This window comes from Aeromonas sp. A600620 (assembly GCF_029479985.1).
Classification (GTDB): Bacteria; Pseudomonadota; Gammaproteobacteria; order Enterobacterales; family Aeromonadaceae; genus Aeromonas; species Aeromonas veronii_A.
Window position 1 is genome coordinate 112,117 of the sequence record NZ_JAAKXB010000002.1, and the last position, 26,958, is coordinate 139,074.

Annotated in this window: 27 protein-coding genes and 2 tRNA genes; 15 read left to right on the forward strand and 14 right to left on the reverse strand. The window is 59.8% G+C overall.

The annotated features are described in order from the left end of the window. The first annotated feature begins 322 nt into the window (after positions 1 to 322). Both puuR and G5533_RS03235 read left to right on the forward strand, forming a co-directional pair. On the forward strand, positions 323 to 859 hold the full coding sequence (gene puuR / locus G5533_RS03230) for an HTH-type transcriptional regulator PuuR (RefSeq protein ID WP_337072501.1): 537 nt from the start codon (positions 323 to 325) through the stop codon (positions 857 to 859). A gap of 45 nt (positions 860 to 904) precedes the next feature. Then, positions 905 to 2,182 (forward strand): NAD(P)/FAD-dependent oxidoreductase, encoded by a 1,278-nt coding sequence (locus G5533_RS03235; protein ID WP_441254469.1) that lies wholly within the window; start codon positions 905 to 907, stop codon positions 2,180 to 2,182. A gap of 128 nt (positions 2,183 to 2,310) precedes the next feature. Here G5533_RS03235 and G5533_RS03240 read toward each other — a convergent pair whose 3' ends face one another. The 6 genes from G5533_RS03240 to tsaA all read right to left on the reverse strand — a co-directional run bounded on the left by G5533_RS03240 (position 2,311) and on the right by tsaA (position 7,264). After that, on the reverse strand, positions 2,311 to 2,559 hold the full coding sequence (locus G5533_RS03240; protein ID WP_005347440.1) for a DUF3297 family protein: 249 nt from the start codon (positions 2,557 to 2,559) through the stop codon (positions 2,311 to 2,313). A gap of 206 nt (positions 2,560 to 2,765) precedes the next feature. Further along, a complete protein-coding gene (locus tag G5533_RS03245; RefSeq protein ID WP_227096060.1) occupies positions 2,766 to 3,245 on the reverse strand; it encodes a TIGR00645 family protein in 480 nt (159 codons plus the stop codon). 190 nt (positions 3,246 to 3,435) lie between these two features. After that, entirely contained in the window at positions 3,436 to 4,818 is a 1,383-nt protein-coding gene (locus G5533_RS03250) for an ATP-binding protein (RefSeq protein ID WP_216953180.1), read from the reverse strand. Beyond that, positions 4,818 to 5,492: a response regulator gene (locus G5533_RS03255; protein WP_216953181.1), complete on the reverse strand. Its 675-nt coding sequence runs from the start codon at positions 5,490 to 5,492 to the stop codon at positions 4,818 to 4,820. The genes G5533_RS03250 and G5533_RS03255 overlap by 1 nt, the downstream gene beginning before the upstream one ends. 230 nt (positions 5,493 to 5,722) lie before the next feature. Further along, a complete protein-coding gene (locus G5533_RS03260; RefSeq protein WP_064341216.1) occupies positions 5,723 to 6,271 on the reverse strand; it encodes a cytochrome b in 549 nt (182 codons plus the stop codon). A gap of 288 nt (positions 6,272 to 6,559) precedes the next feature. After that, positions 6,560 to 7,264: a tRNA (N6-threonylcarbamoyladenosine(37)-N6)-methyltransferase TrmO gene (tsaA, locus tag G5533_RS03265; protein WP_421254971.1), complete on the reverse strand. Its 705-nt coding sequence runs from the start codon at positions 7,262 to 7,264 to the stop codon at positions 6,560 to 6,562. Between the two features lie 212 nt (positions 7,265 to 7,476). On the opposite strand from tsaA, the gene G5533_RS03270 reads away from it, so the two are divergent. Continuing rightward, on the forward strand, positions 7,477 to 8,475 hold the full coding sequence (locus G5533_RS03270) for an NAD-dependent epimerase/dehydratase family protein (RefSeq protein WP_441254470.1): 999 nt from the start codon (positions 7,477 to 7,479) through the stop codon (positions 8,473 to 8,475). Positions 8,476 to 8,634: 159 nt separating this feature from the next. Here G5533_RS03270 and G5533_RS03275 read toward each other — a convergent pair whose 3' ends face one another. From G5533_RS03275 to cydD, 4 genes are all read right to left on the reverse strand, one after another. Next, positions 8,635 to 9,021 carry a DUF488 domain-containing protein gene (locus tag G5533_RS03275; RefSeq protein WP_058057756.1) on the reverse strand — a complete coding sequence of 129 codons (387 nt, stop codon included), beginning with the start codon at positions 9,019 to 9,021 and terminating at the stop codon, positions 8,635 to 8,637. A gap of 9 nt (positions 9,022 to 9,030) precedes the next feature. After that, a complete protein-coding gene (gene rcsF / locus G5533_RS03280) occupies positions 9,031 to 9,402 on the reverse strand; it encodes an Rcs stress response system protein RcsF (protein WP_013723982.1) in 372 nt (123 codons plus the stop codon). A gap of 163 nt (positions 9,403 to 9,565) precedes the next feature. Next, positions 9,566 to 11,296, reverse strand: a complete 1,731-nt coding sequence (gene cydC / locus G5533_RS03285) for a heme ABC transporter ATP-binding protein/permease CydC (protein ID WP_441254471.1) — start codon at positions 11,294 to 11,296, stop codon at positions 9,566 to 9,568. Then, the gene (gene cydD, locus G5533_RS03290; RefSeq protein WP_441254472.1) at positions 11,289 to 13,058 is read right to left on the reverse strand and encodes a heme ABC transporter permease/ATP-binding protein CydD; all 1,770 of its coding nucleotides are present in this window, start codon (positions 13,056 to 13,058) and stop codon (positions 11,289 to 11,291) included. Before cydD ends, cydC begins: the two co-directional genes overlap by 8 nt. Before the next feature lie 201 nt (positions 13,059 to 13,259). Here cydD and G5533_RS03295 point away from each other — a divergent pair. After that, a tRNA-Gly gene (locus G5533_RS03295) sits at positions 13,260 to 13,333 on the forward strand. A 15-nt stretch (positions 13,334 to 13,348) separates the two neighbouring features. Continuing rightward, positions 13,349 to 13,423: transfer RNA gene (locus G5533_RS03300), tRNA-Gly, on the forward strand. 161 nt (positions 13,424 to 13,584) lie between these two features. On the opposite strand, the gene arcA is transcribed toward G5533_RS03300, so the two are convergent. Then, the gene (gene arcA / locus G5533_RS03305; protein WP_005338193.1) at positions 13,585 to 14,304 is read right to left on the reverse strand and encodes a two-component system response regulator ArcA; all 720 of its coding nucleotides are present in this window, start codon (positions 14,302 to 14,304) and stop codon (positions 13,585 to 13,587) included. 396 nt (positions 14,305 to 14,700) lie between these two features. On the opposite strand from arcA, the gene G5533_RS03310 reads away from it, so the two are divergent. Both G5533_RS03310 and G5533_RS03315 read left to right on the forward strand, forming a co-directional pair. Continuing rightward, on the forward strand, positions 14,701 to 15,108 hold the full coding sequence (locus G5533_RS03310) for a DUF3293 domain-containing protein (RefSeq protein ID WP_421254966.1): 408 nt from the start codon (positions 14,701 to 14,703) through the stop codon (positions 15,106 to 15,108). A gap of 42 nt (positions 15,109 to 15,150) precedes the next feature. Next, positions 15,151 to 15,630 carry a putative 4-hydroxy-4-methyl-2-oxoglutarate aldolase gene (locus G5533_RS03315; protein ID WP_118854119.1) on the forward strand — a complete coding sequence of 160 codons (480 nt, stop codon included), beginning with the start codon at positions 15,151 to 15,153 and terminating at the stop codon, positions 15,628 to 15,630. A 3-nt stretch (positions 15,631 to 15,633) separates the two neighbouring features. On the opposite strand, the gene G5533_RS03320 is transcribed toward G5533_RS03315, so the two are convergent. Beyond that, positions 15,634 to 16,113: a hypothetical protein gene (locus tag G5533_RS03320; protein WP_064338427.1), complete on the reverse strand. Its 480-nt coding sequence runs from the start codon at positions 16,111 to 16,113 to the stop codon at positions 15,634 to 15,636. A 157-nt stretch (positions 16,114 to 16,270) separates the two neighbouring features. Here G5533_RS03320 and G5533_RS03325 point away from each other — a divergent pair, with 157 nt between their 5' ends. The 7 genes from G5533_RS03325 to G5533_RS03355 all read left to right on the forward strand — a co-directional run bounded on the left by G5533_RS03325 (position 16,271) and on the right by G5533_RS03355 (position 22,682). Then, a complete protein-coding gene (locus G5533_RS03325) occupies positions 16,271 to 16,669 on the forward strand; it encodes an META domain-containing protein (protein ID WP_441254473.1) in 399 nt (132 codons plus the stop codon). Between the two features lie 255 nt (positions 16,670 to 16,924). Beyond that, a complete protein-coding gene (locus G5533_RS03330; protein ID WP_441254474.1) occupies positions 16,925 to 17,293 on the forward strand; it encodes an ArsR/SmtB family transcription factor in 369 nt (122 codons plus the stop codon). Positions 17,294 to 17,297: 4 nt separating this feature from the next. Continuing rightward, positions 17,298 to 17,666: an arsenite efflux transporter metallochaperone ArsD gene (arsD, locus tag G5533_RS03335; protein WP_441254475.1), complete on the forward strand. Its 369-nt coding sequence runs from the start codon at positions 17,298 to 17,300 to the stop codon at positions 17,664 to 17,666. 27 nt (positions 17,667 to 17,693) lie between these two features. Continuing rightward, positions 17,694 to 19,457, forward strand: a complete 1,764-nt coding sequence (gene arsA, locus G5533_RS03340) for an arsenical pump-driving ATPase (RefSeq protein ID WP_441254476.1) — start codon at positions 17,694 to 17,696, stop codon at positions 19,455 to 19,457. A 91-nt stretch (positions 19,458 to 19,548) separates the two neighbouring features. Continuing rightward, the gene (gene arsB, locus G5533_RS03345) at positions 19,549 to 20,613 is read left to right on the forward strand and encodes an ACR3 family arsenite efflux transporter (protein ID WP_041208282.1); all 1,065 of its coding nucleotides are present in this window, start codon (positions 19,549 to 19,551) and stop codon (positions 20,611 to 20,613) included. A gap of 76 nt (positions 20,614 to 20,689) precedes the next feature. Next, the gene (gene arsC, locus G5533_RS03350) at positions 20,690 to 21,115 is read left to right on the forward strand and encodes a glutaredoxin-dependent arsenate reductase (protein ID WP_421254962.1); all 426 of its coding nucleotides are present in this window, start codon (positions 20,690 to 20,692) and stop codon (positions 21,113 to 21,115) included. A gap of 358 nt (positions 21,116 to 21,473) precedes the next feature. Further along, positions 21,474 to 22,682: a NupC/NupG family nucleoside CNT transporter gene (locus G5533_RS03355; protein ID WP_441254477.1), complete on the forward strand. Its 1,209-nt coding sequence runs from the start codon at positions 21,474 to 21,476 to the stop codon at positions 22,680 to 22,682. Positions 22,683 to 22,759: 77 nt separating this feature from the next. Here G5533_RS03355 and G5533_RS03360 read toward each other — a convergent pair whose 3' ends face one another. Then, complete coding sequence (locus tag G5533_RS03360) at positions 22,760 to 24,859, reverse strand: hypothetical protein (protein ID WP_058058307.1); 2,100 nt, start codon at positions 24,857 to 24,859, stop codon at positions 22,760 to 22,762. Between the two features lie 471 nt (positions 24,860 to 25,330). Next, positions 25,331 to 26,107: a BPL-N domain-containing protein gene (locus G5533_RS03365; RefSeq protein WP_441254478.1), complete on the reverse strand. Its 777-nt coding sequence runs from the start codon at positions 26,105 to 26,107 to the stop codon at positions 25,331 to 25,333. Between the two features lie 216 nt (positions 26,108 to 26,323). Here G5533_RS03365 and G5533_RS03370 point away from each other — a divergent pair, with 216 nt between their 5' ends. After that, positions 26,324 to 26,884 carry a metal-dependent hydrolase gene (locus tag G5533_RS03370; RefSeq protein ID WP_441254479.1) on the forward strand — a complete coding sequence of 187 codons (561 nt, stop codon included), beginning with the start codon at positions 26,324 to 26,326 and terminating at the stop codon, positions 26,882 to 26,884. Positions 26,885 to 26,958: the final 74 nt, after the last annotated feature.

Below are 26,958 nucleotides of genomic sequence, written 5' to 3' on the forward strand. Positions count from 1 at the left end.
AATTGAGCGCAAATGTTTTTCAAGTGTTAAATATATTTGAATTGTTGGTGTGTCGCATGCTAGAAATTGGGCTGTGTAGCGCAGTTTAACCAGATGAACAGGGTATCGCACGATAAGTGGTGTGCAAAATAATGAACGCCAGGCTGTGTAAGATAGCAAACAGTGATGCCATGGCTGGTCCGCTATTTTAACCAGTGGCAACAGGGAGGTGGCCAATGTACCAACGTGACAAGGGAATCGATGGCGGAGGCCTGCCATGAGCGGGGCGCCAACCCAGAGCAGCAGTACCCGCTTCGGTCAGGGGGCTGCACGGCAGGCGAGCATGGGGGAGCGGCTGGCGGCGGTGCGTCATCAACTTGGGCTCTCCCAGCGGAGGGCGGCCGAGCTGAGCGGCCTGACCCACGGTGCTATCTGCATGATCGAGCAGGATAAGGTGAGCCCCTCGGTCGCCTCGCTGCAAAAGCTGCTCACCGTATATGGCTTGCCATTGTCACGCTTTTTTGCCGAAGAGGAGCTGAGTCGCCCGCCGCAGGTGGTGATCAAGGGTGATCAGTTGATCGAGCTGGGCAGTCAGGGGGTCTCGATGAAGCTGGTGCACAACGGCAACAACCGCCGCCAGCTCGGCTTTATGCTGGAGACCTACCCCCCGGGCACCGACACCGGTGGTCAGGTGACCCACCAGGGAGAAGAGGTGGGCACTGTGCTGGAGGGTTCGGTGATCCTGACCGTGGCAGGAGAGAGTTATCAGCTGGAGGCGGGTGACAGCTATGTGATCGACACTGGCGAACCCCACAGCTTCAGCAATCCGTCGGGGGAGACCTGTCGCATCGTCAGTGCCCATACCCCGGCCAGTTTTTAATCTTGGAATAGGGTTTGCCAACCAAACCGGTAAGGAAACAGGATCATGACCGAACATGTAAACAGTTACTACGCAGCCAGCGCCAATAAACACGCGCCCTACCCGACACTGACCGAGCAGCTGGAGTGCGATGTCTGCGTCATCGGGGCGGGGTATACCGGCCTCTCCAGTGCCCTGCATCTGGTGGAGAAGGGCTACAAGGTGGTGGTACTGGAGGCAGCCCGGGTCGGTTTTGGCGCCAGCGGCCGCAACGGCGGCCAAATAGTCAACTCCTACAGCCGCGACATTGACACCATAGAAGCGAACTGCCCGCCGGATCAGGCCAGGCTGCTCGGTTCCATGCTGTTTGAGGGGGGGCAGATCATCCGCGAGCGGATCAAACGCTACAACATCCAGTGCGATCTGCAGGAGGGGGGCGTCTTTGCCGCCGAGACCGAGAAACAGTTCCACGAGCTCAAGGCGCAGCAGGCGCGCTGGCAGAAGTGGGGCAACGACAAGCTGGAGCTGCTCGATGCCAGAGGCGTGCGCGAAGTGGTGGAGAGCGATCGCTACGTCGGCGCCCTGCTCGACAAGAGCGGCGGCCATATTCACCCCCTCAATCTGGCTCTCGGCGAGGCTGAAGCGATCCGCATGCAGGGTGGGCAGATCTTCGAGCAGTCTGCCGTTACCAGCATCACCCCGGGCCAGCCTGCTCTGGTCAAGACCGCCAAAGGAGCGGTGAAGGCGCGCTACATAGTGGTGGCCGGTAACGCCTACCTCGGCAATCTGGTGCCCGAGCTTGCCGGCAAGAGCATGCCTTGCGGCACCCAGGTGATCGCCACCGAGGTGCTGGGGGAGGAGCGGGCCCGCGAGCTGCTGCCGCAGAATTACTGCCTGGAGGATTGCAACTACCTGCTCGACTACTACCGCACCAGCGCCGATCACCGGCTGATCTATGGCGGCGGCGTGGTCTATGGCGCACGGGATCCGGCAGATATCGAGCGGCTGATCATCCCCAAGATGCTCAAGACCTTCCCCCAGCTTAAAGACGTCAAGGTGGAGTACACCTGGACAGGCAATTTCCTGCTCACCCTGTCGAGGCTGCCACAGTTTGGTCGCATCGGCCCCAACATCTACTACATGCAGGGCTACAGCGGCCACGGTGTCACCTGTACCCATCTGGCGGGCAAGCTGCTCTCCGAGGTGCTGAGCGGTCAGGCGGAGCGCTTCGATGCCTTTGCCAAGCTGCCGCACTACCCCTTCCCGGGCGGTCGCCTGTTCCGCATTCCCTTCACCGCCGCGGGCGCCGCCTGGTACACCTTACGCGATCGGTTGGGGGTATAAGGGCTGCCCGGCGAGAAATATGGTCTGGTGCTGGCGACGATGCGAGCGCAGATGCCAGCACAAATGCCGAAAAACAGAAGGCCACCGCGAGGGTGGCCTTCTGTTTTACCCGAAGCGGGTTGCCGCGATTAGCTGTAATAGGCTTCGACGGTGCCCTTGAGTTTGATCAGGATGGGTTGACCACGGCGATCCAGCGCCTTGGGGGAGGGGATCTTCACCCAGCCTTCACTGATGCAGTACTCCTCGACATCGGTGCGCTCTTTGCCGTTCAGGCGAATACCGATCGGGTGCTCGAAGCAGGCTGCCACATAGTGAGGGCTGCGGGGATTGCAGGAGAGGTGATCCGGCAGAGCCGGTTTGGTGCTGGTATCGCTCATCGATATAACCCGAAATGAATAAAAAGTGGGTCATTGTAGAGAATGCCGCCATGGCATTCAAGGCGGCCACAATACCGGCCAAGGCGGGCGGCCATCTATGTTGGTGACTTGCTTATCCCCGTTGCCAATCCATCCCCAGCTCGGGGCGACCGCTATGCCCGATCCGGATTGCGTTATCGGGCATAGCGTCTATTACAGGCTGACTTCTATTTGCGGGTCAGCTTGTCGAGGTAGCCCATGGCGAAGGCCGAGAGGACAAAGGTGATGTGGATCAGCAGGTACCACTTGATCTTGTCGTTGGGGAGGTTTTCGGCATTCATAAACACCTTGAGCAGGTGAATGGAGGAGATGGCGACAATGGAGGCGGCGACCTTGTTTTTCAGGGAGCCGGCATCGAGCTTGCCGAGCCACACCAGTTTGTCGCTCTCATCCCCTACATCGAGGCGCGAGACGAAGTTCTCATAGCCGGAAAACATCACCATCACGATAAGTCCCCCTACCAGGGTGATATCGATCAGCGACAGTGTGACCAGCACCAGATCCACCTCTTTCATCTCCAGTATGTTGGGCAGGATATGGAGGATCTCCTGAAAGAATTTCACCCCCAGTGCCAGCAGTATGAGGCTGAGCCCAAGATAGATGGGGGCCATGATCCAGCGGGATGCGTACATCAATCTTTCAAACATGTTTTCCATAGTGCGATTAAAGATCCATCAAATGGTTAACAAACGAGTCGGCCATAGCTTAACCGAGATGCATCACATCTCAAGTATCTCGATAGCATATTGCTGAATTGGGTGGTGCCAGGCGGGATTTTTTAACCCCGGGGAGGGCGATGGAGCGGTTGGCAGGGCTAGTGGCCTTGCCCATCCGGTGTCAGGGAAGATCCAGGGTAAAGCGGGCACCGCCGAGGGGAGATTCATCGACCCGGATCTGGCCGCCGTAGCTGTGAACGATCTCGGTCACGACAGCCAGACCGATGCCCTGGCCGGGCGAGCTGTCAGCGCGCACGCCACGCTGAAAGATCTGCTCCGATTTGGCCGGATCGATGCCCGGGCCATCATCTTCTACCTCGATGCGTAACCGATCGAGATGGCGGCGTACCGTCACCTTCACTTCGCTGATGGCAAATTTGCAGGCGTTGTCGAGCAGGTTGCCCATCAGTTCCATCAGATCGCCCTGTTCGCCGTGGAAGAGGGCATCATCATCGAACTGGAAGTGGGTCTGCAGCTTCTTGTGGCGATAGACCTTGGCCAGACTGGCCAGCAGCTTCTCGATGAGCGGTACCGGCTCGGTGCCCTTGCTGGCGAGGCGCTGGCGACCGGTGACGGCTCGTCTGAGTTGGTACTGGATCATCTGATCCATGGTGAGGATCTGTTCATTGATGTTGTCGTGGATCTCCCTCCCCAGCTTCATTTCGCGGGTGGTGATCTGGATCAGCGCCAGCCGTGTTTTCAGGCTGTGAGCGAGATCGTTGAGGGCATGCTGGTAGCGCTGGGTCTGCTGGCGTTCGTTCTCCAGCAACTGGTTGATGGAGTCGGTCAGCGGGGCCAACTCCCGTTCAAAATCATGGGCGATAGCATCCCGCTTGCCTGCCCGGATATCGTCGAGCTGATTAGCGATAGTGCGCAGGGAGCGGAGGCTCCAGAAGGTGGTGAGCAGCAGCAGCCCGGCAAGCAGCAGATAGGCGAGCAACGCCTGTTTGGCCGTCTGGTAGAGGTAGGCGCGGGACTCTTCGTGATAGCGTTTGGCCGAGTCAATCATCACCACGTAGTAGGCTGTGGTGCCGCTGCCGGGATTGCGGGTAAAACGCAGGCTGTAGACGAAGTAGCTCTCGCCGTTCTTGATGGTGTGCTTCTTGAAGAAGTAGTCGAGATCCATTCCCCCCAGATACTTCATCAGGTCCCGACAGATGGTCTGTTTGGCCTTGATCACCTCCGGCATATGGAGGCTCGACCAAATCAGCTCGCCATCGGCACGACAGATCAGCGTATCGAGATTGCTGTTACTGACCTGGCGGGAAATGCGCCCGATCTCGGTGGCTTCGCTGTTGACTGGCTTGGTAGAGGAGAACATCTTGGCCAGGTTCTCCTGCATGCCGGCGCTCGCCTTCTGGCTCTGCTCCTCCATATGGCCGAGGTAGAGGGCATAGACGGCGAACCCCATGCTCAGTGCGATGACCAGCAGCGAACTGAGCAGCAGTTTGATGTGCAGAGAGCTGCGGAGCATCCTGATGGGACGTGGCAGATGAAACTGCATCAGCTACAGGAGAGGTTGAAGATGTAGCCCTGACGACGGATGGTCGAGATGGGTTGAATCGTCCCTTCCGGATCCAGCTTTTTGCGCAGGCGGCTCACCATCACCTCTATGGTGTTGGGATCCCCCTCTCCATCGCCGTAGAGCTGGTCGAGTAACTGCTGCTTGGAGACCACCTGACGGGCGTTGCGCATCAGGTACTCCAGAATCAGGTATTCAAAGCTGGTGAGCACTGCCACTTCACCGTCGATGGTCAGCTCCTTGCGGGAGAGATCCAGCTCGTAATCACCGGCCTTCACTCTGGGGGAGATAAAGCCGGCGCTGCGGCGCATCAAGGCATTGAGGCGGGCCAGCAACTCATCTTTCTGGAACGGTTTGACCAGATAGTCATCAGCCCCCGCCTCCAGTCCTTCGACCTTGTCCTGCCAGTTGCCACGGGCGGTCAGCACAATGATGGGGAAGGGGATCTGCCGTTCGCGCAGTTGGCGGATCAACTGCAAGCCATCCATATCGGGCAGACCGAGATCGATGATCGCCACATCAATGGGGTAGTCGGCGGCATAGTGCAACGCAATTCCGGCCTGATCGGTGCTGTATACCTGATTGTTGGCTTCGGTCAGCAGAGAGGAGAGGTGGTGATTGAGCAGCTTGTCGTCTTCGACCAACAGAATTTTCATGATGTGAACGGTCATAGGGGTCCAGACTGTCAATTAGAAAGTGTATGTCGCTTTGAGTCAATTCGAATCCTATCGTGCAGCTCCTGTATCGGGACTGAATCATAAGGCGTTCTGCTTGTAGAGACCTGTCAGAGGCCTGAGCAGTGGGCCGCTTCAGAGACACCGGTCTTGTCGCGTTCAAAAAACAGAAGGGGCAATGTGTGCCCCTTCTGTTTTTGTTCTGCTGCTTGTTAGCTGCGGCGTGGCGGCAGCATATTGGTGAGGGTGTTGTCTTTGAGAATATGGTGGTGATAGAGGGCCGCCACCGTGTGCAGGCCGATCAGGGCGTAACCGATATTGCCTAGGGTCTCGTGTACCTCCTTGATCAGCCCCTTGAGGTCCGGACTTGGGGAAAGCAGGGCAGGCAGCTCAAGCCCGAAGAAGGGGATGGGCTTGCCCGCGGCGCTCAGCAGCAGCCAGCCAAACAGCGGGGTGAGAATAAGAAAACCGTAGAGGGCGAGGTGGGCCAGTTTTGCCAGCTTGTGCATGACTGGGGAGAGCTCGGGCACGATGCGCGGCGTCGGGCTCATCCAGCGCAGGGCCAGTCTGACAAACACCAGGGCGAAGATAAGCAGCCCCAGCATAAAGTGCCACTCCTTCATCAGATCCCGGCCAGGGTCCCCTTTAGGGAAAATATCGCGAAATTCGATCAGGGCGTAGACGGCGATCATGGCCCACAGGGTCAGCCAGTGCAGCCCGATATTCAGGGTGCCATAACGTTGTTCACTGTTCATCAGCATAGGTTTGTTCCTTCGAAGTGCTGTCACATCCGTGTGGCATCCCCGCACTCAAACGTGTCGGAGCGAGGCCAGATCCTTTGGCGGCAACCGTCGGGCTGCCATGCTTGCCATCAACCGGCAGCCTGCGGCTGGCATTAGTCAGAGAGGAGATATCCTCTACTTTCTGCATGGTATCACTGGCAACCGGGTGGATAGTCTGATCAATGCCACACAATTTACAGGCTCATTAAGCCCCTTGTGACGTGAAGAAGGCGTGAAATAGCATCAGTGACTTCGGCCCGCCCAGGTTCAGGCGGGCTCGATGGCCAGCACCACGCAATCCGGCTCGCTGATGCGAAAACGGACGTTGCAGTCAAACAGTCGCACCCCGTACTCCTTCTCATCCGGCTTGCCCTTCTTGTAGGCGGGGCGCGGATCTTGCGCCAGCACTTCGCTCACCAGCTGGCGCAGCTCGGGATGGGCCTTGAGCCAGGGTTGCAACAGCTGCTCGGCTTCGGCACTGAAGCTCACCGCCAGCGGCGGGGTGGGCGCGTCGGGGGCAAAACCACCACGGGCATCCGGCAGGCTGTCGGCATAGGGAATATAAGGCTTGATATCGACGATGGGGGTGCCATCGAGCAGATCCACCGCCCCCAGCTCTAGCCACAGCTTGCCCCGCTCACGGCCGATCCCGTGCAGCTCGACCACCGAGAGCCCTAGCGGATTGGGGCGGAAGGTGGAGCGAGTGGCAAAGACGCCGACCCGCTCGTTGCCGCCAAGGCGCGGCGGGCGCACCGTCGGGTGCCAGCCTTGCGCCATGGTCTGGTGAAACACGAAGCTGAGCCACAGATGGGAGAACTGCTCGATGCCGCGCAGCACATCCGGCTGATCGTAAGGGGGGAGCAGCTCGAGGTGGGCGCGGGCCGATTTGACCAGACCGGGCTGGCGGGGGATGGCGAACTTCTCCTTGTAGGGAGAGCGGATGATCCCGAGGGTGTCGATTTCGAACTTCATGGCGGATCCTGACTGAAAACCCCGGCAATTTAGCACAGCCGGCCCCAAAACGCAGGCTCGGCCTCGCTACGCCCTTTTCTGCGGCGCTGCCGTGATCCCTGTCCCATCCCGGCCAGTCGGGGGCTGTGCCCGCGCGCCGAGTTGCGTAGGGTGGAGGCATTGGCGTGTCAGGATGAAATATGCGCACTCGCGTCCAAGGGGGAGGGAGAGGGATGAAACTGCTGATTATCGGTGGCACCGGTTTTTTGGGGCGCCACCTCACCGCGCTGGCGCTGAATTGGGGCCATGAAGTGACTCTGTTCAACCGTGGCCTGCACCAGCATCCGGACTGGCGCGATCTGGTGCAGCTCACCGGCGACAGGGACAAGAGCCTGAGCGCCCTGCAAGGGGCCGGGTTGCAGTGGGATCTCGTCATCGACACCTGCTGCTATCGCCCCGAGCAGGCGGCGAGCCTCTCGGCAGCTTTGCTAGGGTGCTGTGCACGGCTGATCTTTATCTCCACCATCAGCGTCTATCGCGATTTCTCAATGCCCGGGATGAATGAGTCGGCGCCGCTGCATGCTATCCCCGAAGGGGAAATGCCCACTGACTATGGCCCCCTCAAGGTGTTGTGCGAGCAGGAGTATCGCGCCCGCTGGGGCGAGCGGCTTTGCATCCTGCGCCCGGGCGTGTTGTGTGGCCCCCATGATCCTACCGGGCGCATGGCCTGGTGGATTAAGCGGGTGCAGCAGGGCGGGCCCTGGTTGCTGCCGGGCAGTGGCGAGGATCGCTTGCAGTATCTCGATATGCGCGACTGCGCCGAGTTTGTGTTGCGCGCGGCCGAGCAGCAGTTGACGGGAGTTTTCAATCTGGTCAAACCGGGCATTGCGCTGACAGATTGGGTCGAGCGGTTGGCGGCGAGAGTGGGAGTTGCCTCCCCCATAGAGGCTGATTGGGTGCCCTGGCCGACCATGCTGGCGGCCGGAATCGAGCCCTGGCAGAGCTATCCCACCCTCTTGCCCTGCGCGCAGGCGGAATTTGCCGGTTACGGCTCTATAAGCGCCGAGGCGGCCATCGTTAAGGGATTGAACTTTCGGCCGCTGGAGGAGACCGCCGCCGACCTTGCCCACTGGCTGGCCATCGAGCCTGCCGCCGGGGTGGCGGCGAATGCCATGACTCAGGCCGAGGAGACTTCGCTGCGGCAGCAGTTGCTGGAGCCCAGTCTGCAATAGGAGAGGGGGCATCGAGCCGCTGCTGCCGAGCGTGGCGCGGCAGGTGTGAATACAACGAGAGAGGGCATCCCGCGGGATGCCCTCTCTGTCTATTCATACCTGATGGCTACTGAAGATCGGCTGGCGCGATTCCCCATCCCATCGTTGTCGCTCGCCGAGTTAGCGGATGGCGGCGCCTGCGGCTACCAGCAGCTCTTTCAAGATAGCGCGATGGCAGCGGGACTCCTGCTCGCAGTAGCAACCGACCGAGAGGTTGGTGGTATGAGAGAGGGCGGCCAGCAGCGCCAGATCGTGCCTGGCGGCAGGTTGCGCCATCTCGGCCTTGTACTGTTTGCCAAACGCTGCCCACTGGGCGGGTGTCTCGGCTGCCTGCCCCAGCTTCATGGTCTCGCTGCTGGGGGCCAGGTTGGGAAACCAGACATCGTACCAATGCTGGCTGGCAAATTCGCTCTTGGGGACGCCGCGGGGCGGGCGGCGCACCGTGCCGATCCGCAGCCCCTCATCGGGCAGGCGTGGGCTGCCAAGGCGAACGATAGCGAGGGCCATGACAGCGAGTTATTTCTCTTCGGCCACTTTCAGCGCCTGCCCGTAGCAGATCACCTGTTTCAGGCAGCCCGGGGTGTCGCTGAACTCGGCACACTTGTCGATGGTGACGCCGTTGCCACCCATGTCGGCGGCACGGCGGCGGGCCAGGGTGCGCGCTTCACCGGCGTTGGGCACCGGCTGGTTGGCATCGGCCTGGCAGGATTCACCCTCGATGGTGCCGAGGTAGAGGTAGTTGAGGTCAGCCAGCTCATCCTGTTCATAGATGCGCACGCTACCGGGTTTGAAGTATTCGTCGAAGTTCTCTTTATCCAGATTGCTGTTGAAGGCGTAGTTGGCACAGCCGGAGGCAATCAGGGGCATCATCAGGATCAGGCGTTTCATCGTCTCGTATCTTGTGTCGGTGATGAGGACAGTAGAAATGCGCAGGCGCTCCATGTCGGCATCTTGTTGAATAATGAGGGGGACATTATAGGGGCCAGCCGCCTGCGGCGACCAGCCCCGTTTTGCGCCCTGTTGTCAGGGTGTGACCCCCATCAGCCTGATATCAAACCGGAGCCAGTCGCTGATAGAGGCTGCGGTAGTAATCATCCGCCAGCAGCTCGTTGTGCGGGGCGCAGAGGCGGATCTGTCCCTCTTCCATCAGGGCAATCCGGTCCATCTGCTCCATCCCCAGCAGACGGTGGGAGATGAGCAGCAAGGTGCGATCTGCCCCAAGCCGGAACAGCAGATCCATGATCTCCCGCTCGGTCTGGCTGTCTAGCCCTTCGGTCGGTTCGTCCAGCAGCCAGAGCGGCGCATCGTGCAGCAGGGCGCGGGCGATACCGATACGGCGACGCTCGCCACCGGAGAGGGGGCGGCCGCCGTCACCGAGCCAGGCGTCGAGGCCCGCCTCATCTTCCAACAGATTGGCCAATCCGACCTGGGTCAGCACCGCAATCAGCTGCTCGTCAGTGGTGGTCGGGGCGGCCAGCTTGAGGTTGCCCCTCAGGGTATCGGCAAACAGGTGCACCCGCTGGCTCACCACTGAGATGGAGGCGCGCAGCGCCCCTTCGCTGTAATCGGTGAGCGGCTTGCCACCCAGCAGGATCTTGCCAGCCTGCGGGCTCCACTCACGGGTCAGCAGCCCCATCAGGGTCGATTTGCCGCAGCCGGTCTGGCCCAGCAGCGCCAGCTTCTCACCGGCGTGCAGTTGCAGGGTGCAGCCGCGCAGCACCGGCTGAGGGTTGCCGGGGTAGCCAAAATAGAGGTCATTGATCTGCAGGGCGCCAGCGGTGGCATGGGTCTGTTCGTCGCCCCACACAGGGGCTTTTGCTTCTTGCAGGATCTCGTTCAAACGACGTGCCGAGGTGAGGCTGGTGGAGAGGTGCTGGAAAGCCCCCGCCAGCGGCATCAGTGCCTCGAAGCTTGCCAGGGTGGCAAAGACCATCAGTGCTGTGATGGGGTCGGGCGCAGCGCCCGCCACCCCATGACCGGCCAGCCAGAGCATCAAGGTCAGGGTCCAGCCGCTCAGCAGTTGTACCGAGAAGTTGGCCAGCCCGCTCACCTTGGCCATCCGGGCCTGGGCGTTGAGCAGCGCCTGTTCGGCCTGTTGCAGCTCAACCAGCGCCTTGGGGGCGGCGGCAAACATCTGCAGCTCGGCCTGACCATCCAGATAGTCCACCATCCGGGTGCGCAGGGTCGATTTTTCGGCAATCAGCGCCTGACCGGGGCGACGGCCGAGGAAGTAGAACACCAGCGGCAGGGCAATCATGCCAAACAGCAGAATGGCCCCCAGGGTGAGGGCGAGGCGGCTGTCGAAAAACGACAGGAAGAAGACCAGTCCGGCGGTGCTGAGCAGGGCCGCGCCTATGGGGGTGATCAGCCGCAGATAGACGTGGTCCATCGCATCGATGTCGGCCACCAGCCGGTTGAGCAGATCCGCCTGACGGAAACCGGCCAGGGTACCGGTGGAGAGCGGCGAGAGTTTTTGCCAGAACCAGACCCGCAGTCGGGTCAGTACCCGGAAGGTGGCGTCGTGGCTCACTACCCGCTCACCCCAGCGACCGGCTGTGCGGACGATGGAGAAGAAGCGCACCCCGCCGGCGGGGGTCATGTAGTTAAAGGCATGGGTCGTCGCAACTGTCATCCCCGCCACGGCGGCGGCGGAGAGGAACCAGCCGGAGAGGGAGAGCAGCCCCATGCCGGCGGCCAGGGTCACCAGCGCCAGCAGCAAACCAATGGTGAGGCTGAGCCAGTGTTGGCGATAGAGGCGCAGAAACGGCAACAGATCACTCATCGAGAGAACCTCCGGAACGTTGGGAGAGCAGGCGGGCAAAAAGCCCCTGCCCAGAACTAAGTTGCTGGAAGCTGCCTTGCTCCACCAGCTGGCCGCGGGCCAGCACCATTATCTTGTCCATCTTGGTGAGCTGGTCGAGGCGGTGGGTGATCATCAGCAGGGTCTGGCCAGCCATCGCCTGCTCGAGGGTGGTCATGATGGCGCGTTCGGAGTGGCGATCCAGACTGGCGGTCGGCTCATCGAGCACCATCAGCTGGGTCGATTTGAGCAGGGTGCGCGCCAGGGCGAGACGCTGGGCCTGACCGACCGAGAGGCCGCCGGCCTGATCGCCGACCGGATAGTCGAGCCCCTTCTCCATGGCAAATTCCCACGCCTGCGCCCGTTTCAGGGCATCTTCCAGCTCGGCATCGCTGGCCGTTGGTTTGGCCAGCAGCAGGTTGTCGCGCAAGGAGGCGTGGAACAGCTGCGGGTTTTGCGAGAGCCAGCCCAGTTGCAGGCGCCACTGGCTCATGTCGAGGGTGGCAAGCTCCTGCCCGTTGACCTTGAGCTCACCACGATAGGGGGCAAAGCCGAGCAGGGCATTGACCAGCGAGCTCTTGCCTGCGCCGCTGACGCCGATGAGGGCGGTGCGCGAACCGGCTTCCAGGGTGAAATCGATAGGGCCGACCAGCACCCTGCCTTCGGCGCTCAGCACTTCAAGTCCTTTGGCTTCTACCTTGACCGGGCTGTCGGCATGGAATGGCATCGTGCCTGCGGCCGGTTCGCTCACCTCGGCTTCGAGGAATTCAAGCAGCTGCTCGGCAGCGCCGATAGCCTGCGCCTTGGCGTGGTAGTGGGCACCCAGTTCTCGCAGCGGGGCGTAGAACTCGGGGGCGAGAAACAGCACGAACAGGCCGGTAAAGAGGGTGACCTTGACCCCATAGCTACCAAAGTTCAGATGGTCGATATAAGAGAAGCCGAAGTAGACGGCGACCAGCGCCACTGAAATAGCGGCGAAGAACTCCAGCACTGCGGTGCTCAAAAACGCCAGGCGCAGCACTTCCATGGTGCGCTCGCGAAAATCTTCCGAGGCGTCGCGAATGGCGTCACCTTCCGCCTGGGTACGCATAAAGAGTTGCAGGGTTCGCAGCCCCTTCAGGCGATCGAGGAAGTGGCCGGAGAGACGGGCCAGCGCCTGAAAATTGCGGCGGTTGGCATCGGCGGCGCCCACACCCACCAGGATCATAAAGATGGGGATGAGGGGGGCAGTGCCCAGCAGGATCAGACCCGCCGCCCAGTTGACCGGGAACACGGCCACCAGAATGACCACCGGAATAAAGACGGCGATGGCCATCTGCGGCAGATAGCGGGAGAAGAAATCCTGCATGTTTTCAATCTGTTCCAGCAACAGACTAGCCCAGCTACCGGCCGGACGGCGCTGGATATAGGCAGGGCCGAGACGGCTCAAGCGCGTGAGCACCAGCTGGCGGATGGTCTGGCGCACCGCGCTGCCCGCCTTGAAACTGGCCACTTCCCGGCCGTAGGCCAGCGCCGCTTTGCCAAGCGTCACCAACAGCAGGGTAATAAAGAGCGTGATGGATTGCTCAGGCATTGAGCCTTCGATGATGAAGCCGTGCAACAGGGTCGCCAGCAGCCAGGCTTGCGCCACCATCAGAATGCCCTGGCCAAGGCCAAAAGCGATGGATATCGTGATCCAGTGGCGACCGTGACTCGATTGCTTGCGCAACCAGCCATAGAGACGTTTTTGCGTTTTTTTATCCATTACCACCATCCTCGCGTCGAGTGGCGCAAGACTATCCTTGCCGTTTGGCCTTGGCAACCTTGTAAATTATCTGTGTTGAAAATGTTTGATTGAAAAAGCAACCGTCTGTTCAATCCTTGTCCGAACAGATTGATTTATTGAAAAAAGTGGCAAAGGCGCCATTGCGCTCAGCGGCAAAATGCATATAGTAGGAGCCCTGACGCGGGTGTAGTTCAATGGTAGAACGGTAGCTTCCCAAGCTGCATACGTGGGTTCGATTCCCATCACCCGCTCCAAATTTCAGATGCCAGGCGGGCATCGTATAATGGCTATTACCTCAGCCTTCCAAGCTGATGATGCGGGTTCGATTCCCGCTGCCCGCTCCAGCTTCAAAGCGAAAAGCCCACTCCTGCGAGTGGGCTTTTTGTTTTTCATCTGTCTTGTGCGCTGTTCTACGTCACGCTCACGGTTTCTCAGCTTTTAAGGCAAATTGCAGAGACAAAAAGGCGCCCGAGGCGCCTTTTCAGATCAACAGCGTGGCGGGAGCTTATTCCTGCTCCAGCTCACCACAGAAACGGTAGCCTTCGCCGTGGATGGTGGCGATGATCTCCGGAGTATCGTTGACGCTTTCGAAGTGCTTGCGAATGCGACGGATGGTCACGTCAACGGTACGGTCGTGGGGCTTGAGCTCACGGCCGGTCATCTTCTTCAGCAGCTCGGCACGGGTCTGGATCTGGCCCGGGTTTTCGCAGAAGTGCAGCATGGCGCGGAACTCGGAGCGCGGCAGCTTGAACATGTCGCCAGTCGGGCTGACCAGTGCGCGGCTGTTGATATCCAGCGCCCAGCCGTTGAACAGGTAGCGCTCAACCAGTTTCTTCTCTTCGCCACCGGCAGCCACGTTCATGGTGCGGCTCAGCAGGTTGCGGGCACGGATGGTCAGTTCGCGCGGGTTGAACGGCTTGGTGATGTAATCATCGGCGCCGATCTCCAGACCCAGGATCTTGTCAACCTCGTTGTCACGACCGGTCAGGAACATCAGGGCGATGTTGTCGTTCTCACGCAGCTCACGGGCCAGCAGCAGGCCGTTCTTGCCCGGCAGGTTGATGTCCATGATCACCAGATTGATGGTGTGGGAAGTGAGGGCCTGGTGCATTTCGTCGCCGTTGTTGGCTTCGAGCACGATGTAGCCTTCGGCTTCAAAAATGCTTTTCAGGGTATTGCGTGTGACCAGCTCGTCTTCGACGATCAGAATGTGTGGTGTTTGCATGAGTATTCCCAGATTCTTATCAGTTAATTATCTTAAATTTAACACTCTTTGGCGTTTCAAACCGATTTCCTGACTGATCCTGAAAATTTATTACGTCATCCTGGGTATGAGAGTCAGGTCGGAATATCGCGAATTAGGCATCAGTACCGGCAAGTATCCCTGTGCCACTTATAGGTTCCCGACAAGTCTGGTCGAGCAGAGCCTGGAAAGGTCGTCCATTACGAAAGTGGCCGCATTTTATCAGTTAACAGGAGCATAACAACACTCTTTGCCGTCAGATAGCAACTTTTTAACTCTGATTTGATATAGGTCAAACCCTGGGACAGCTGCATCATACTTGGCCTGAACCGGGTTTTCGCCCCTACAAAATGTAATGGAATGTAACATGTGATTGACATGAATTTGTGGGAAAACTACAAGAAAATCTGCTTTATCGCGCCATTTGAGCCACCAGAGTGGTCTGCTTTTGCCATCATCACAGCCTGGAATCCGGCCAGCCAGTGGGTCACAGAACGACGCAATATGCGGCGGGAACGGGCGATGTGGCGCCATCTGACAGTGGATTTGCAGGTGCCCGTGGTGGGGCCGTTTTGGGGGGCTGACCCGGAAGAACGCTGGCAGGAATCATCGCTGGCGGTGGCGCTATCCCTGCCACAAGTCCGTCAGCTGGCAGCGAGTTTTGGCCAGAATGCTCTCTACTGGGTGGAGGATGGCCAGCTCTGGCTGACACCGGTATTGACGGATAAATCAGCAGTTTGTCTGGGCAATATTGAATCCTTCTGGATTGCCAGAAACCTTGCCTGATGAAAGAATGAACACTTTCATGCATCTGAAAGGAATCAAATCATGCTGGATCTCCTGCCCGACCTCTGCGATCAACACGGCGACTTGCTGCAAGTGGCCGACCCGGTGTTCCAGGATTTTGGCGGCAAGGCCCTCTTTTATGGTCGCGCCGTAACGCTCTCCTGTTATGAAGACAACAGTCTGGTGCGGGATCTGGTGACCCGCCCCGGTCACGGCAAGGTGATGGTGATCGACGGCGGCGGCTCGCTGCGCCGTGCGCTGCTGGGCGATCAACTGGCGGTCAAGGCGGTGGAACAGGGGTGGGAGGGGATCCTGATCCACGGCGCGGCGCGGGATGTGGGCACCCTGGCGACATTGGCGCTCGGGGTCAAGGCGCTGGCGGCCTGTCCGGTCAAGACCGAGAAGCGGGGATTGGGAGAGCTGGGGGCTGTGGTCAGCTTTGCCGGGGTGACCATCCACGAGGGGGATTACGTCTATGCGGATCGCAACGGCGTGGTGGTGAGCGCCACGCCGCTGTTGTGATCATCAGAAGTTGAAGCCGACCCCCAGACTCAGCGCCTGATCGGCAGTGATGGCGCTGACGCCGTAGTTGGCGGTGAGGGAGAGTCTGGGGGTCAGCAGCAGGCTGGAGTTGAGCTCCAGCAGGGTGCTGGCCTTGTTGAGATCGAGATGCTTGATCTGGCTGCCGATATTGAATGCCGGAGAGAGCTGGTAGCGTACCCCCGAACTCATATTGAAACCGGATGTGCGATTCTGATCCGCCACCGCCGGGCCCGCTTCCATAAAGAGGGTAACATCATCCACCACCGGATATTGATAGCCGCTATTGACCAGCCAGAGATCAAAACTGTCGCTGTGATGGCTATGGCCATTGAGCAGCACACCCGAGTAACTTTTGACATAGAGAGACGGGTTGGATTGCGGCTGAACCACTGCCCAGTCAGCGGCCTGTGCGGCCATGCTGGCGCAGGTTGCAAGCAGTGTGATGATGAGTGATTTGACCATTCGTTTCCCCTCCCTGGGTCCGGAACTGAGCCTAAGCATGGCACATGCCAGCTGGTAGTAAAGTGAAGGGAGATCACAATAAAATCCTTTGGCATGGGCGCCAGCCATGATAAACAGGCTGCCGTATTGATGGCTCTAATCATTAAGAGGTGAATCCATGAACAAGAAACTGACTCTGCTGGCCGCGCTGGTACTGGGAGGCTGCGCAATGGCAACAGGTTCCAGCATGGCTCAACTGCAAGCATCCAGCTGGCAGCTGCAAGGCGCCACCGGCGATACCTTCACCCTGCAAGTGGTCGACGGCAAGGTGGCGGGCAAGGGTGGCTGCAACCGCTATTTTGGCGGTATCACCAAGCAGGGTGACGGAGTCTTGACGCTGGGAGCCATGGGCTCCACTCGCATGATGTGCATCGGCGATGCCATGAACAAAGAGACCGAATTCCTGCAAAAGCTGGAGAAGGTGGCAACCTACTCCATCAACGGCAACCAGCTGACTCTGAGTGATGCCAACAAGGCGGCCCTGCTCACCTTCAACGCGGTGCCCGCTGCCAAATAAGGCACGCGTTCGTCTGATTGCCCCGACAGCGCTGACTGTGCTGGCGGGTCAAACGCTCTGACGCGCCCTCCCTCTGGAGGGCGTCTGTTTATCTGCGACGAGCCCTGTGTGGTCGTCCGCAACGGTTGTTCACTCGTCGCCTCCTTTCTGCCCGGTTTGATACCAGCACCTCGAATCTTCGTTTCGGTACGCATCTTGATCATTTCAATGATTCTTGTATAGTTGAAGTGACAGGTCGCACCAAGGGGAGTGAAGATGAACAAAGAGATGGCCACCAAGGTCTTTGAATCGCTGGCATCCGGCATCCGGCTCGATGTGTGGCGGCTGCTGGTGAAGGCGGGGCTGGAGGGGCGGGTCGCGGGCGAACTGGCCAGCGAGCTCGATATTGCCCCCAATACCCTCTCGTTTCACCTTAAGGCGATGCTCAACACCGGTCTGCTGTCGGTGGAGCAGGAGGGGCGCTTTCTGCGCTACCGCGCCAATATCCCCCTGATGCTGGATGTGATCGCCTATCTCACCGAGGAGTGCTGTGCCGGTTATCCCGAGGCGTGCGGCGTGATGCGTGCCGAGTCAGCCTGCTCCCCCCATGTTCTGCCTGCGCAGCCCTGCTGCACCAAGGAGTAATGCCATGTCTGCCATTCAGATTTTTGATCCCGCCCTCTGCTGCTCCAGCGGTGTCTGCGGTACCGAGGTTGATCAGGTGCTGGTCACCTTTGCTGCTGACCTTGCCTGGGCCAAGGAGCAGGGGGTTGCCATCGAGCGTTTCAATCTGGCTCAGCAGCCGATGCAGTTTGCCGAGACACCTGCCGTCAGCGCTTTTCTGACCCACGCCGGGGAGGAGGGGTTGCCACTGGTGCTGGTGGAGGGGCAGGTGGTGTTGACCGGCCGTTATCCGAGCCGCAGCGAGCTGGCCCGTTATGCCGGGCTGCCTGCGCCGCAAGTGGCCATCAAGGGGATCGTCAAGGGCGGCTGCTGCTCTGGCAGCGGTTGCTGCTAAGGCGCGACGTACCATTCGGGAGAGGCTATGTACCATTTTCTGACCAATCCACCGCCGTTTCTCTTTTTCACCGGCAAAGGCGGGGTAGGCAAGACCTCGCTGGCCTGCGCCAGTGCGGTGGCCCTCTGTGATGCCGGCAAGCGGGTGCTGCTGGTGAGCACCGACCCTGCCTCCAACGTGGGGCAGGTGTTTGCCACCGAGATCGGCAATCGGGTCACCGCTATCGCCACAGTGCCCGGTTTGTTGGCGCTGGAGATAGATCCCCCCGCTGCGGCCAAAGCCTATCGGGAGCGGATCGTCGGGCCGGTGCGCGGCAAGTTGCCCGAGAGCGTGGTGCGCAGCATCGAGGAGCAGCTCTCCGGCGCCTGCACCACCGAGATCGCCGCCTTTGACGAGTTCACCGCGCTGCTGACCGATCAAACGTTGCTGGCCGAGTATGACCATATCGTCTTTGATACGGCGCCAACCGGTCACACCATCCGGCTGCTGCAACTGCCGGGAGCTTGGAGCGAATTTCTGGAGCAGGGCAGAGGGGATGCCTCCTGCCTCGGCCCGCTGGCGGGGCTGGAGAAACAGCGCAGCCAGTATGGCGAGGCGGTCGCCGCGCTGGCCGATGCTGCTCGCACCCGGTTGGTGCTGGTGGCGCGCGCCCAGCAATCCACTTTGAGAGAAGTGGCTCGCACCCATGAGGAGCTGGCCGCCATCGGCTTGCTGAATCAGCAACTGGTGATCAATGGCCTCTTCCCCGAAGGCGCCATTGCCGGAGATCCGCTGGCAATGGCGCTCTGGCTGCGTGAGCAACGGGCTCTCGCCCAGATACCGCAGGGGATCAAGGGGCTGGCGCAGGATCATATCCCGCTGCTGGCCACCAATCTGGTAGGGGTCGACAGTTTGCGGCTGTTGCTGCAATCAGAGGGAGCTGCCGCTCAATCCCCGACAGTACAGTCCACTGTCAAACAAGCCCAGCCCGAGTTGAGTTCGCTGGTGGACGAGCTGGCCGCCGACGGTCACGGCCTCATCATGCTGATGGGCAAGGGCGGGGTGGGCAAAACCACGCTGGCGGCCGCCGTGGCGGTGGAGCTGGCTAGCCGAGGCTTGCCGGTGCACCTCACTACCTCGGACCCCGCCGCGCACCTGAGCGAGACCCTGGCCGGTAGTTTGCCCCATCTGGAGGTGAGCCGCATCGACCCCCACGCCGAGACCGAGCGTTACCGCGCTCAGGTGCTGGCCACCAAGGGGGCGGCGCTGGACGAGCAGGGGCGGGCGTTGCTGGAGGAGGACTTGCGCTCCCCCTGTACCGAGGAGATCGCCGTGTTTCAGGCCTTCTCGCGCATCATTCGCGAGGCGGGCAAGCGCTTCGTGGTGATGGATACCGCCCCTACCGGCCACACCCTGCTGCTGCTCGACGCCACCGGCGCTTACCACAGGGAGATCGCTCGCCAGATGGGAAACAAGGGGCTGCACTTCACCACCCCCATGATGCAGTTGCAGGATCCCAAACAGACCAAGGTGTTGATTGTGACGCTGCCCGAGCCGACGCCAGTGCAGGAGGCGGCCAATCTGCAAGCCGATCTGCGCCGGGCCGGCATCGAGCCCTGGGGCTGGCTCATCAACCACAGCTTGCAGCAAGCCGCGGTCAGCTCGCCGCTGCTGCAACTGCGGGCTGAACGCCAGCAGCCCTATGTCGAGGCGGTCGAGCAGCAACACGCCAGCCGCTACGCCGTGGTGCCGCTGCTCGCCGAGGAGCCGGTGGGGCCCGATGCCCTGCGCCGTCTCTGCCAGCACCATTGAGTCGCCGCCCCGGCCTGCTGCCGGGGTGGTTTGAATTGAGCCTTTTTTGAATCTTTAGAAGATGCGGGATTGCGCCGCATCGGGAGCTGTGATGTCTGCAACATGTGATGCCAAGGCCGTGCCTGCCATCGGCTTTTTTGAACGTTATCTGACCGCCTGGGTCGCCCTCTGCATTCTGGTGGGGATTGGTCTCGGGCAGGGGTTGCCGGATCTCTTCAAGGCGATCGGTGCCATGGAGGTAGCCAAGGTCAACCTGCCGGTGGGGCTGCTGATCTGGGTGATGATCATCCCCATGCTGCTCAAGATCGATTTTGGCGCCCTGCATCAGGTGAAGGGCCACATGAAGGGAATAGGCGTCACCCTCTTTATCAACTGGCTGGTCAAACCCTTCTCCATGGCCTTCCTCGGCTGGCTCTTTATCCGCGTGCTGTTTGCCGACTGGCTGCCGGCGGATCAACTCGACAGTTACGTAGCGGGCCTGATCCTGCTGGCGGCGGCCCCCTGCACCGCTATGGTGTTTGTCTGGAGTCGCCTCACCAACGGCGATCCCTACTTCACTCTGTCGCAGGTGGCGGTGAACGACCTCATCATGGTGTTTGCCTTCGCGCCGCTGGTGGCGCTGCTGCTCGGGGTCTCCAGCATCATAGTGCCCTGGGATACCCTGCTCACTTCTGTGGTGCTCTATATCGTCATTCCGGTCATCATCGCCCAGCTGCTGCGCAAGGCCTTGCTGAAAAAGGGAGAGGCCCATTTTGACGGCGTCATGACCCGCATCCAGCCCTGGTCGGTGGCAGCCCTGCTGCTCACTCTGGTGCTGCTGTTTGCCTTTCAGGGCAACGCCATCATCGAGCAGCCGCTGGTTATCGCCCTGTTGGCGGTGCCGATCCTGATCCAGGTGCTGTTCAACTCAGGGCTGGCTTACTGGCTCAACCGCAAGGTGGGGGAGAAGCACTCGGTCGCCTGTCCTTCTGCCCTGATCGGTGCCTCCAACTTCTTTGAGCTGGCGGTGGCCGCCGCCATCAGCCTGTTCGGCTTTCACTCCGGCGCGGCGCTTGCCACCGTAGTTGGCGTGTTGATCGAGGTGCCGGTCATGCTGCTGGTAGTGCGCATCGTCAACGCCAGCAAACCCTGGTACGAAGCGGGGCTGAGCCGTTAACTGATGGCCGCTAACAGCTGGCCGCGAACTAGATGCTATCCATTTTCTATTCACTTGATTAATGAGAGACACGCAAATGAGTGCAATCACCATCTATCACAACCCGGAATGTGGTACCTCCCGTAACACCCTGGAGCTGATCCGCAACAGCGGCGTCGAGCCCACTGTCATCCACTATCTGGAGACGCCCCCCTCCCGTGACCAGCTGGTGGCGCTGATCGCCGCCATGGACATGCCGGTGCGCGATCTGCTGCGCAAGAACGTTCCACCCTACGAGGCGCTCGGTCTGGCGGAAGATCGTTTCAGCGATGATGAACTGATCGATGCCATGCTGGCTCACCCCATCCTCATCAACCGCCCCATCGTCGTTACGCCGCTTGGCACCAAACTGTGCCGTCCGTCGGAAGTGGTGCTCGATATATTGCTCGATCAGCAAAAAGGGGCCTTCGCCAAGGAGGATGGCGAGCAGGTGGTGGATGCGAGCGGCAAGCGCCTCAAGTAATCATCTGAGTACTCAAGTACGGATTGAAACAGGGCCAGCGTCACGCTGGCCCTGTTTCGTTGTGTGAACAAGTTGAAAAAGTTATTCCGGCCAATCGTTTTACCGCTTTTTCTGCGACGATGATCACTGTACCATCGCCGCCCGACCTGCCACCCGGCCGCATCTCCCCCTGCGACGGCGCTGGCGTCACCCGATACATGCTGTCACCCGGAACGTGAATGACCCCAGGATGGGACCCGCCACTAACCTGTAGGTTTGTGGTCTGCGTGTCGCGTGGGTCGGCACCTCTCCCGCCGGATCTCCCGCGACGCCTGTCTGCAGACTTGCCATATGAAACTCCTCTCTTCATAGGTGCAAGATGACACTGTTATTGAGTCTGGTCGGTATGCTGGCCCTGATGTTTATCGCCTGGCTGGCGAGTGAAAACCGCCGAGCCATCCGCTGGCGAACCGTGCTGGGTGCGCTCGCCCTGCAAACCGGTTTTGCTGCCCTGGTGCTCTATTGCCCCCCCGGACAAATCATGCTCGGTGCCATGAGCAATGGCGTCTCCGCCCTGCTCGGCTTTGCCGACAGCGGCATCCGTTTCGTGTTTGGCGATCTGGCCAGCAACGGCTTTATCTTCGCCGTGCGGGTGCTGCCGCTGGTGATCTTTATCAGCGCGCTGATCGCCGTGCTCTACCACTTCGGCATCATGCAGTGGGTGATCCGGGTATTGGGCGGCGCAATCCATCGCCTGCTCGGCACCAGCCGCGCCGAGTCACTGGTGGCCACCGGCAATATCTTCCTGTCGCAAGGGGAGTCGCCGCTGCTTATTCGCCCCTTCCTCGCCGGTATGACTCGCTCCGAACTCTTCGCGGTGATGACCTGCGGCATGGCCTCGGTAGCGGGCTCGGTACTGGGCGGTTACGCCGGTCTGGGTGTGGATCTTAAATACCTGATTGCCGCCTCCTTTATGGCGGCGCCGGGTGGCCTGCTGATGGCCAAACTGCTGGTGCCGGAGCAGCAGCAGGTGAGCGATCAGACCGAGATCACCCTCGACAAGAGCGACTACAGCAACGCCATCGACGCTCTGGCGGGCGGCGCCATGGGCGGCATGAAGATCGCCGTAGCCATCGGCACCATCCTGCTCGCCTTTGTCAGCGTCATCACCATGATCAACGCTGGCCTCACCACCGTCGGTGAGTGGTTCGGCTGGGCTGATCTCTCCCTGCAACAGCTGCTGGGTTATCTGTTTGCTCCGGTGGCCTGGCTGATTGGCGTACCTGCCAGCGAGATGATGGCGGCAGGGTCCCTGATCGGTCAGAAGGTGATCATGAACGAGTTCGTCGCCTATCTGGACTTTGCCAATATCAAGGCAGATCTGAGCGCCCACACCCAGATCATCATCACCTTCGCATTGTGCGGTTTCGCCAATCTGGGCTCCATTGCGGTGCAGCTCGGCTCCATCGGCACCATGGCGCCGGAGCGCCGTCACGATGTGGCCAATATGGGCTTCAAGGCGGTGCTGGCGGCGACCCTGGCCAACCTGATGAGTGCCACCCTGGCCGGGATCTTTGTCTCCCTCTGATGAGATAAAACGTGGCTGCGCCAGTAAAAAAGCGCCCGCCCCATCTGGGGCGGGCGCTTTGCTTTATGGGCCGGGTGCTAGCGAGCGTTCGCTTCCCCCAGCCGTGGGTTGAGGGAGAGGATCCGGGTCTTGCTGACCCGGTGGCGATAGATCTCCCGCAGATAGAGCAGCGCCTTTTTCACCGATTCGCGACTGAGGCGAATATCGTTGATGGAGACGAACTTCTCCTTCTCGCGGATAAGCTCCCGATATTTCTTCTCATACATGGGCTTGATGGCGTACCAGTTGGTGTCGAGGATCTTGGCCGGGTTCTCGAACTCGTTGAGCATGCTGTCGAGCAGTGTGTCGTTCCACTCCTCATTGCTGATCATCTCGATCACCGCCTTGTCCAGATGCTCATCGAAGCGATAGTGATCCTTGGCAAAGCAGCGCTTGATAAAGGCCACGATCAGGGTCAGGAAGTCATCGCTCAGGCAGGGGCTCTTGACGATCAGGGTGGTGAGGGAGATGTTGGCCGACGCCCCGATGACCAGCGCATAGCGCTTGAGAGTGGTATTGGGGAAGAGCCCGTTGAGGTGAGACTTGAGCCGGTTGAGATCCATATAGGAGAGCTTGTACTCCTTGGGCAGGGAGATGATCGACACCACAGAGGAGCAGTTCTTGAAGAAGTGCAGCTCGTTGAGGTGGGCCGGGTCATGGCCACTTTTCACATAGTCGTCCAGATACTCCCGATAGTTGCCCGCCTCGATGGGCAGCAGACTGATCCCCTCAATGGCCTGGGTCATCTTGTTGAAGTGGGGTAGCTCGATGGAACGGGTGAAGAGATCATCCACATTGAGCCCGTCCTCCTTGTCAAACAGGCCGCCGGGGGGCGAGATGGACTCGGCATACGCCACTGCTACCGGCCCCGCCAGACTCATAAAGAGGTCGTTGGCATCGAGCCGAATGGTCTCGCTGATATCGATGCCCGCCCGGCGAAAGTAGTTCTCGTCGTAGTCGGTGGTGACGGCCTGGGCGGTGAGAATGTTGAAGATCTGCTGGGAGATGTACTGGTTGGCGTACTTCTCCATGGTGTTGACGTCAACATGCTGGATTTCGCCATCGTCACTCTCTTCGGCGTAGCGCATGATGTCGTTGGAGATCAGCATCATGGCATTCCAGGGCCTGATCCGCTTGAGCATGCTGGCATCGCACGCCTGCTCGTTGTCGAAGTGATAGGAGAAGTCCCACTCCTCGGCCAGATACTTGCACAGCAGGCGCCCGGCGTTGATGTGCAGTGCTTCCGAGATCTCGATGCCCCGATCACAGATATTGGGCAGGATGCAGATGCCGCTGGTGAAGATGGGATCGAACATGAAGTGCTCCCCGAGGGAGAGGTGCTCCTCCTCTTCTGACGGGGGTGAAAAGGTCTTGCTCATGTAGGAGTACTGCTGGGCCAGCCCGAACTCGGAGGCCATGCCGGAGCCGGTGCCGCCCCCGGCACTGAAGATGTAGAAATAGAGGCGGGACTGGTTGGCCTTGATGCCGCAGGAGTCCACCAGATAGGTATGAATGGCCTGCCACTCGGAGTTGGCGAAGTAGTGGGGGCTCTTGTTGAGGATGATCTTGGCCAGATACTGGCCCAGGATGGGGGCGTTACCCGCGCCTCCCGCATGGATCTCCGACAAGTCCATCACTCGCATCTTGGCGTAATCACGCAAGGAGCCACCTTCGCCACTGCGATTGGAGTGGCGGATGCGGCCATCGATGTCCTTGTCCAGATCCCCCAGCATTACCATGGGCTCGATCAGAAAGACCGGCCGGGCCCCGTTGTTTGGCAGCCGCAGGTTGCGCCGGATCCAGCTCACCGGGCCAAACTCCTTCTCCCGCTTGCGCTGCTCCTCGCTGTTGAACTCATTGAGATAAAAGCTGCGGGCGTTGTAGACCAGCGAGGCCACATCCTGCGCGATGTTGGAGCCGCAGCGCCCCAGCCCCACCAGACAGACGGACGGAAAGTTGTGGGGCACGGCGGCGCCCGTTTCGCTCTCTCCGATGGCGGCGGGAAACACCGCATGGCGCAGCTGTTCCAGATTGGCGAGAATGCGGGCCAGATCCCCTTCGGTGTAGTAGAGGTAACGGTTGCCTGCGTCCTGCTCATCATCCGTGCTGATAGGTAGCAGATCGATATGCTCGGTCATGAAAAAAGATCCCTCTTGGCGGCGAATGTATATAAATCAGCAGCTTTTGGACTGCCCGGTAACTCTAGATGATAAAAAGCGGGGGCGCGGTGAGAGGAGGGTGAGAGTTCTGACTGTGTGATCATGGGCACAGCAACGCGCCGGAAATCTGCCCGTATGCCTCACTTGGCAACGGCGCAGCATTTCCCTGTAAAGGTTGGCCACCACGTCCAATACCAGATTGGCCAACGCGCCGTCAGCCGCGCTTTACGTAGGCACACAAGAAGATAACCGCAGGCTCAGGCAGAGGAGCGATCGCCCCTAGGCGAAGGTGGAGGTAGCGAACGCTTCGTATTGGCGACCCGTGATCTGCCACCGATAAAAAACCACCGACCTTTTGCAGGTCGGTGGTTTTTTATGGATAGCGGCTGATTGGCTGCCCTTACTTCCGGGCCGATCAATGGGATCAAATCCAGGGGCATAGGGACGCTACTAATTCGAATGGGTGACGGGCTCTTTGGAGAGCAACTCGTTGACGAGTCCAACGGCTAGATGAATATTCGACTCCATCTTGTCGCCGTTCACCGCGTTCGCTTTCCACGATTCGGGGGCTTCGGGGTGTGGCCCGGAAACGGCCACCTTGCCTTTGTCGTATGAGCTGATCAGCGCGGCAATATGATGGTTTTGAAAATGGGCGATGACCTTCACCTGCTCGGGGCTTGGCACCGGCGTAAATTGCGGGCCGGCCTGGTAATACATCTGGCGCTCTTCACCAAGCCAGCTGATCGGGAAGATCCTGGCGCTAAAGTCGCCGTCATAATCATCGGATGTCGCAGGGACAAGGCCCAGCGCCGGTACAAAGCCCTCTTCTTCAGACCAGCCGGTGGATGCCACAAATGCGCCCCCACAGATCCCGAGGTAGCGGCCACCGCTTAGCAAATAGGTTTTTAACGCCGAACGCGCTTGCGGGGTAAACCCATTGAGGAGCGGCTCAACATCGTCCTCAGTGCCGCCAACGATAAACACCCTGGCATGATCGAGCTCTGCAGGCAGTTCCCCGATATTGGAGAGATACCTGACCGGCAAGCCCACCTGTGTGACCACATCTGCAATCGCTTTGGTACTATCCCCATCAGAAACCGGCCCGTTATAGATCAGCGCGTACGGCTCTTGCTGCGGCTGCGCAGAGGCGGCCTCTGCCATGCATCCTGTCATTAACCAAAGGCTGATAACGCTCGCAATCCGCATGACGTTTTTTGATACATTCATCGCTGCCACTGTCCCTGTGATGTGAACCGAAGAGACTACTTATCACGATCCCGTTCTGCATGTCAGCCGCTGTTAAATGAACATTTCAGGTTAATGCGCCAACGCTCATTGGCGCTGCATTTAGCTAACAGCGAGCCAATACAGTGGGCGCACTTCACTTTCACTTCACCGAGCGGGGATAAGGTAGGCCCACGTTTTCAGTTGGAGCTTTATTCTATGCCCACCATAGTCACCCACGCCGCCGTACCTCTCTGTCTTGGACTCGGGCTTGGCAGCCGGATTATTCCGCCGCGCCTGCTGCTGGCAGGGGTTGCCATCGCCATGCTGCCCGATGCCGATGTGCTCGCCTTCAAACTGGGGGTCGCCTACGGCCATGTCTTTGGCCACCGCGGCTTTACCCACTCACTGCTGTTTGCCTTTGCCTTGCCCACACTGGCCATGCTGTTTCACCGCCAATTTCGGGCCAGCGCCGCCACCATCTGGTCGTTTCTGCTGGTCTCTCTGCTCTCCCACAGCCTGCTAGATTCCCTCACCACCGGCGGCAAGGGGGTTGGCTGGCTCTGGCCGTGGCGTGACGAGCGTTTCTTTGCCCCCTGGCAGGTGATCCGTGTCGCCCCCTTCAAGTTGGAGGCTTATCTCACCGCCCGAGGCGAAGCGGTGATCCTCTCCGAGCTCTACTGGGTTTGGCTGCCGGGGGTTGTATTGATGCTGATATTGATGGGATTGATGGGATTGATGGGATTGATGGGATTGATGGGTTGGGGAAGGGAGAGGTAGTGGTGGGATGGGAAAGCGTTATTAGATATATATGGTTGAGAAAATAATAAAAAATTGGACACCCATCCCTTTTT

Bases quoted from the DNA above. Each gene is read 5' to 3' on its own strand.
- cydD (WP_441254472.1), bottom strand. From the start codon at position 13,058: ATGGATAAAAAAACGCAAAAACGTCTCTATGGCTGGTTGCGCAAGCAA.
- G5533_RS03250 (WP_216953180.1), bottom strand. From the start codon at position 4,818: ATGCAGTTTCATCTGCCACGTCCCATCAGGATGCTCCGCAGCTCTCTG.
- tsaA (WP_421254971.1), bottom strand. From the start codon at position 7,264: ATGAAGTTCGAAATCGACACCCTCGGGATCATCCGCTCTCCCTACAAG.
- G5533_RS03245 (WP_227096060.1), bottom strand. From the start codon at position 3,245: ATGTTTGAAAGATTGATGTACGCATCCCGCTGGATCATGGCCCCCATC.
- G5533_RS03275 (WP_058057756.1), bottom strand. From the start codon at position 9,021: ATGGCCCTCGCTATCGTTCGCCTTGGCAGCCCACGCCTGCCCGATGAG.
- G5533_RS03325 (WP_441254473.1), top strand. From the start codon at position 16,271: ATGAACAAGAAACTGACTCTGCTGGCCGCGCTGGTACTGGGAGGCTGC.
- G5533_RS03330 (WP_441254474.1), top strand. From the start codon at position 16,925: ATGAACAAAGAGATGGCCACCAAGGTCTTTGAATCGCTGGCATCCGGC.
- G5533_RS03320 (WP_064338427.1), bottom strand. From the start codon at position 16,113: ATGGTCAAATCACTCATCATCACACTGCTTGCAACCTGCGCCAGCATG.
- G5533_RS03260 (WP_064341216.1), bottom strand. From the start codon at position 6,271: ATGCTGATGAACAGTGAACAACGTTATGGCACCCTGAATATCGGGCTG.
- G5533_RS03235 (WP_441254469.1), top strand. From the start codon at position 905: ATGACCGAACATGTAAACAGTTACTACGCAGCCAGCGCCAATAAACAC.
- G5533_RS03255 (WP_216953181.1), bottom strand. From the start codon at position 5,492: ATGAAAATTCTGTTGGTCGAAGACGACAAGCTGCTCAATCACCACCTC.
- G5533_RS03365 (WP_441254478.1), bottom strand. From the start codon at position 26,107: ATGAATGTATCAAAAAACGTCATGCGGATTGCGAGCGTTATCAGCCTT.
- arcA (WP_005338193.1), bottom strand. From the start codon at position 14,304: ATGCAAACACCACACATTCTGATCGTCGAAGACGAGCTGGTCACACGC.
- arsC (WP_421254962.1), top strand. From the start codon at position 20,690: ATGAGTGCAATCACCATCTATCACAACCCGGAATGTGGTACCTCCCGT.
- G5533_RS03240 (WP_005347440.1), bottom strand. From the start codon at position 2,559: ATGAGCGATACCAGCACCAAACCGGCTCTGCCGGATCACCTCTCCTGC.
- rcsF (WP_013723982.1), bottom strand. From the start codon at position 9,402: ATGAAACGCCTGATCCTGATGATGCCCCTGATTGCCTCCGGCTGTGCC.
- cydC (WP_441254471.1), bottom strand. From the start codon at position 11,296: ATGAGTGATCTGTTGCCGTTTCTGCGCCTCTATCGCCAACACTGGCTC.
- arsA (WP_441254476.1), top strand. From the start codon at position 17,694: ATGTACCATTTTCTGACCAATCCACCGCCGTTTCTCTTTTTCACCGGC.
- G5533_RS03315 (WP_118854119.1), top strand. From the start codon at position 15,151: ATGCTGGATCTCCTGCCCGACCTCTGCGATCAACACGGCGACTTGCTG.
- G5533_RS03270 (WP_441254470.1), top strand. From the start codon at position 7,477: ATGAAACTGCTGATTATCGGTGGCACCGGTTTTTTGGGGCGCCACCTC.
- G5533_RS03370 (WP_441254479.1), top strand. From the start codon at position 26,324: ATGCCCACCATAGTCACCCACGCCGCCGTACCTCTCTGTCTTGGACTC.
- arsB (WP_041208282.1), top strand. From the start codon at position 19,549: ATGTCTGCAACATGTGATGCCAAGGCCGTGCCTGCCATCGGCTTTTTT.
- G5533_RS03355 (WP_441254477.1), top strand. From the start codon at position 21,474: ATGACACTGTTATTGAGTCTGGTCGGTATGCTGGCCCTGATGTTTATC.
- G5533_RS03360 (WP_058058307.1), bottom strand. From the start codon at position 24,859: ATGACCGAGCATATCGATCTGCTACCTATCAGCACGGATGATGAGCAG.
- puuR (WP_337072501.1), top strand. From the start codon at position 323: ATGGGGGAGCGGCTGGCGGCGGTGCGTCATCAACTTGGGCTCTCCCAG.
- arsD (WP_441254475.1), top strand. From the start codon at position 17,298: ATGTCTGCCATTCAGATTTTTGATCCCGCCCTCTGCTGCTCCAGCGGT.
- G5533_RS03310 (WP_421254966.1), top strand. From the start codon at position 14,701: ATGAATTTGTGGGAAAACTACAAGAAAATCTGCTTTATCGCGCCATTT.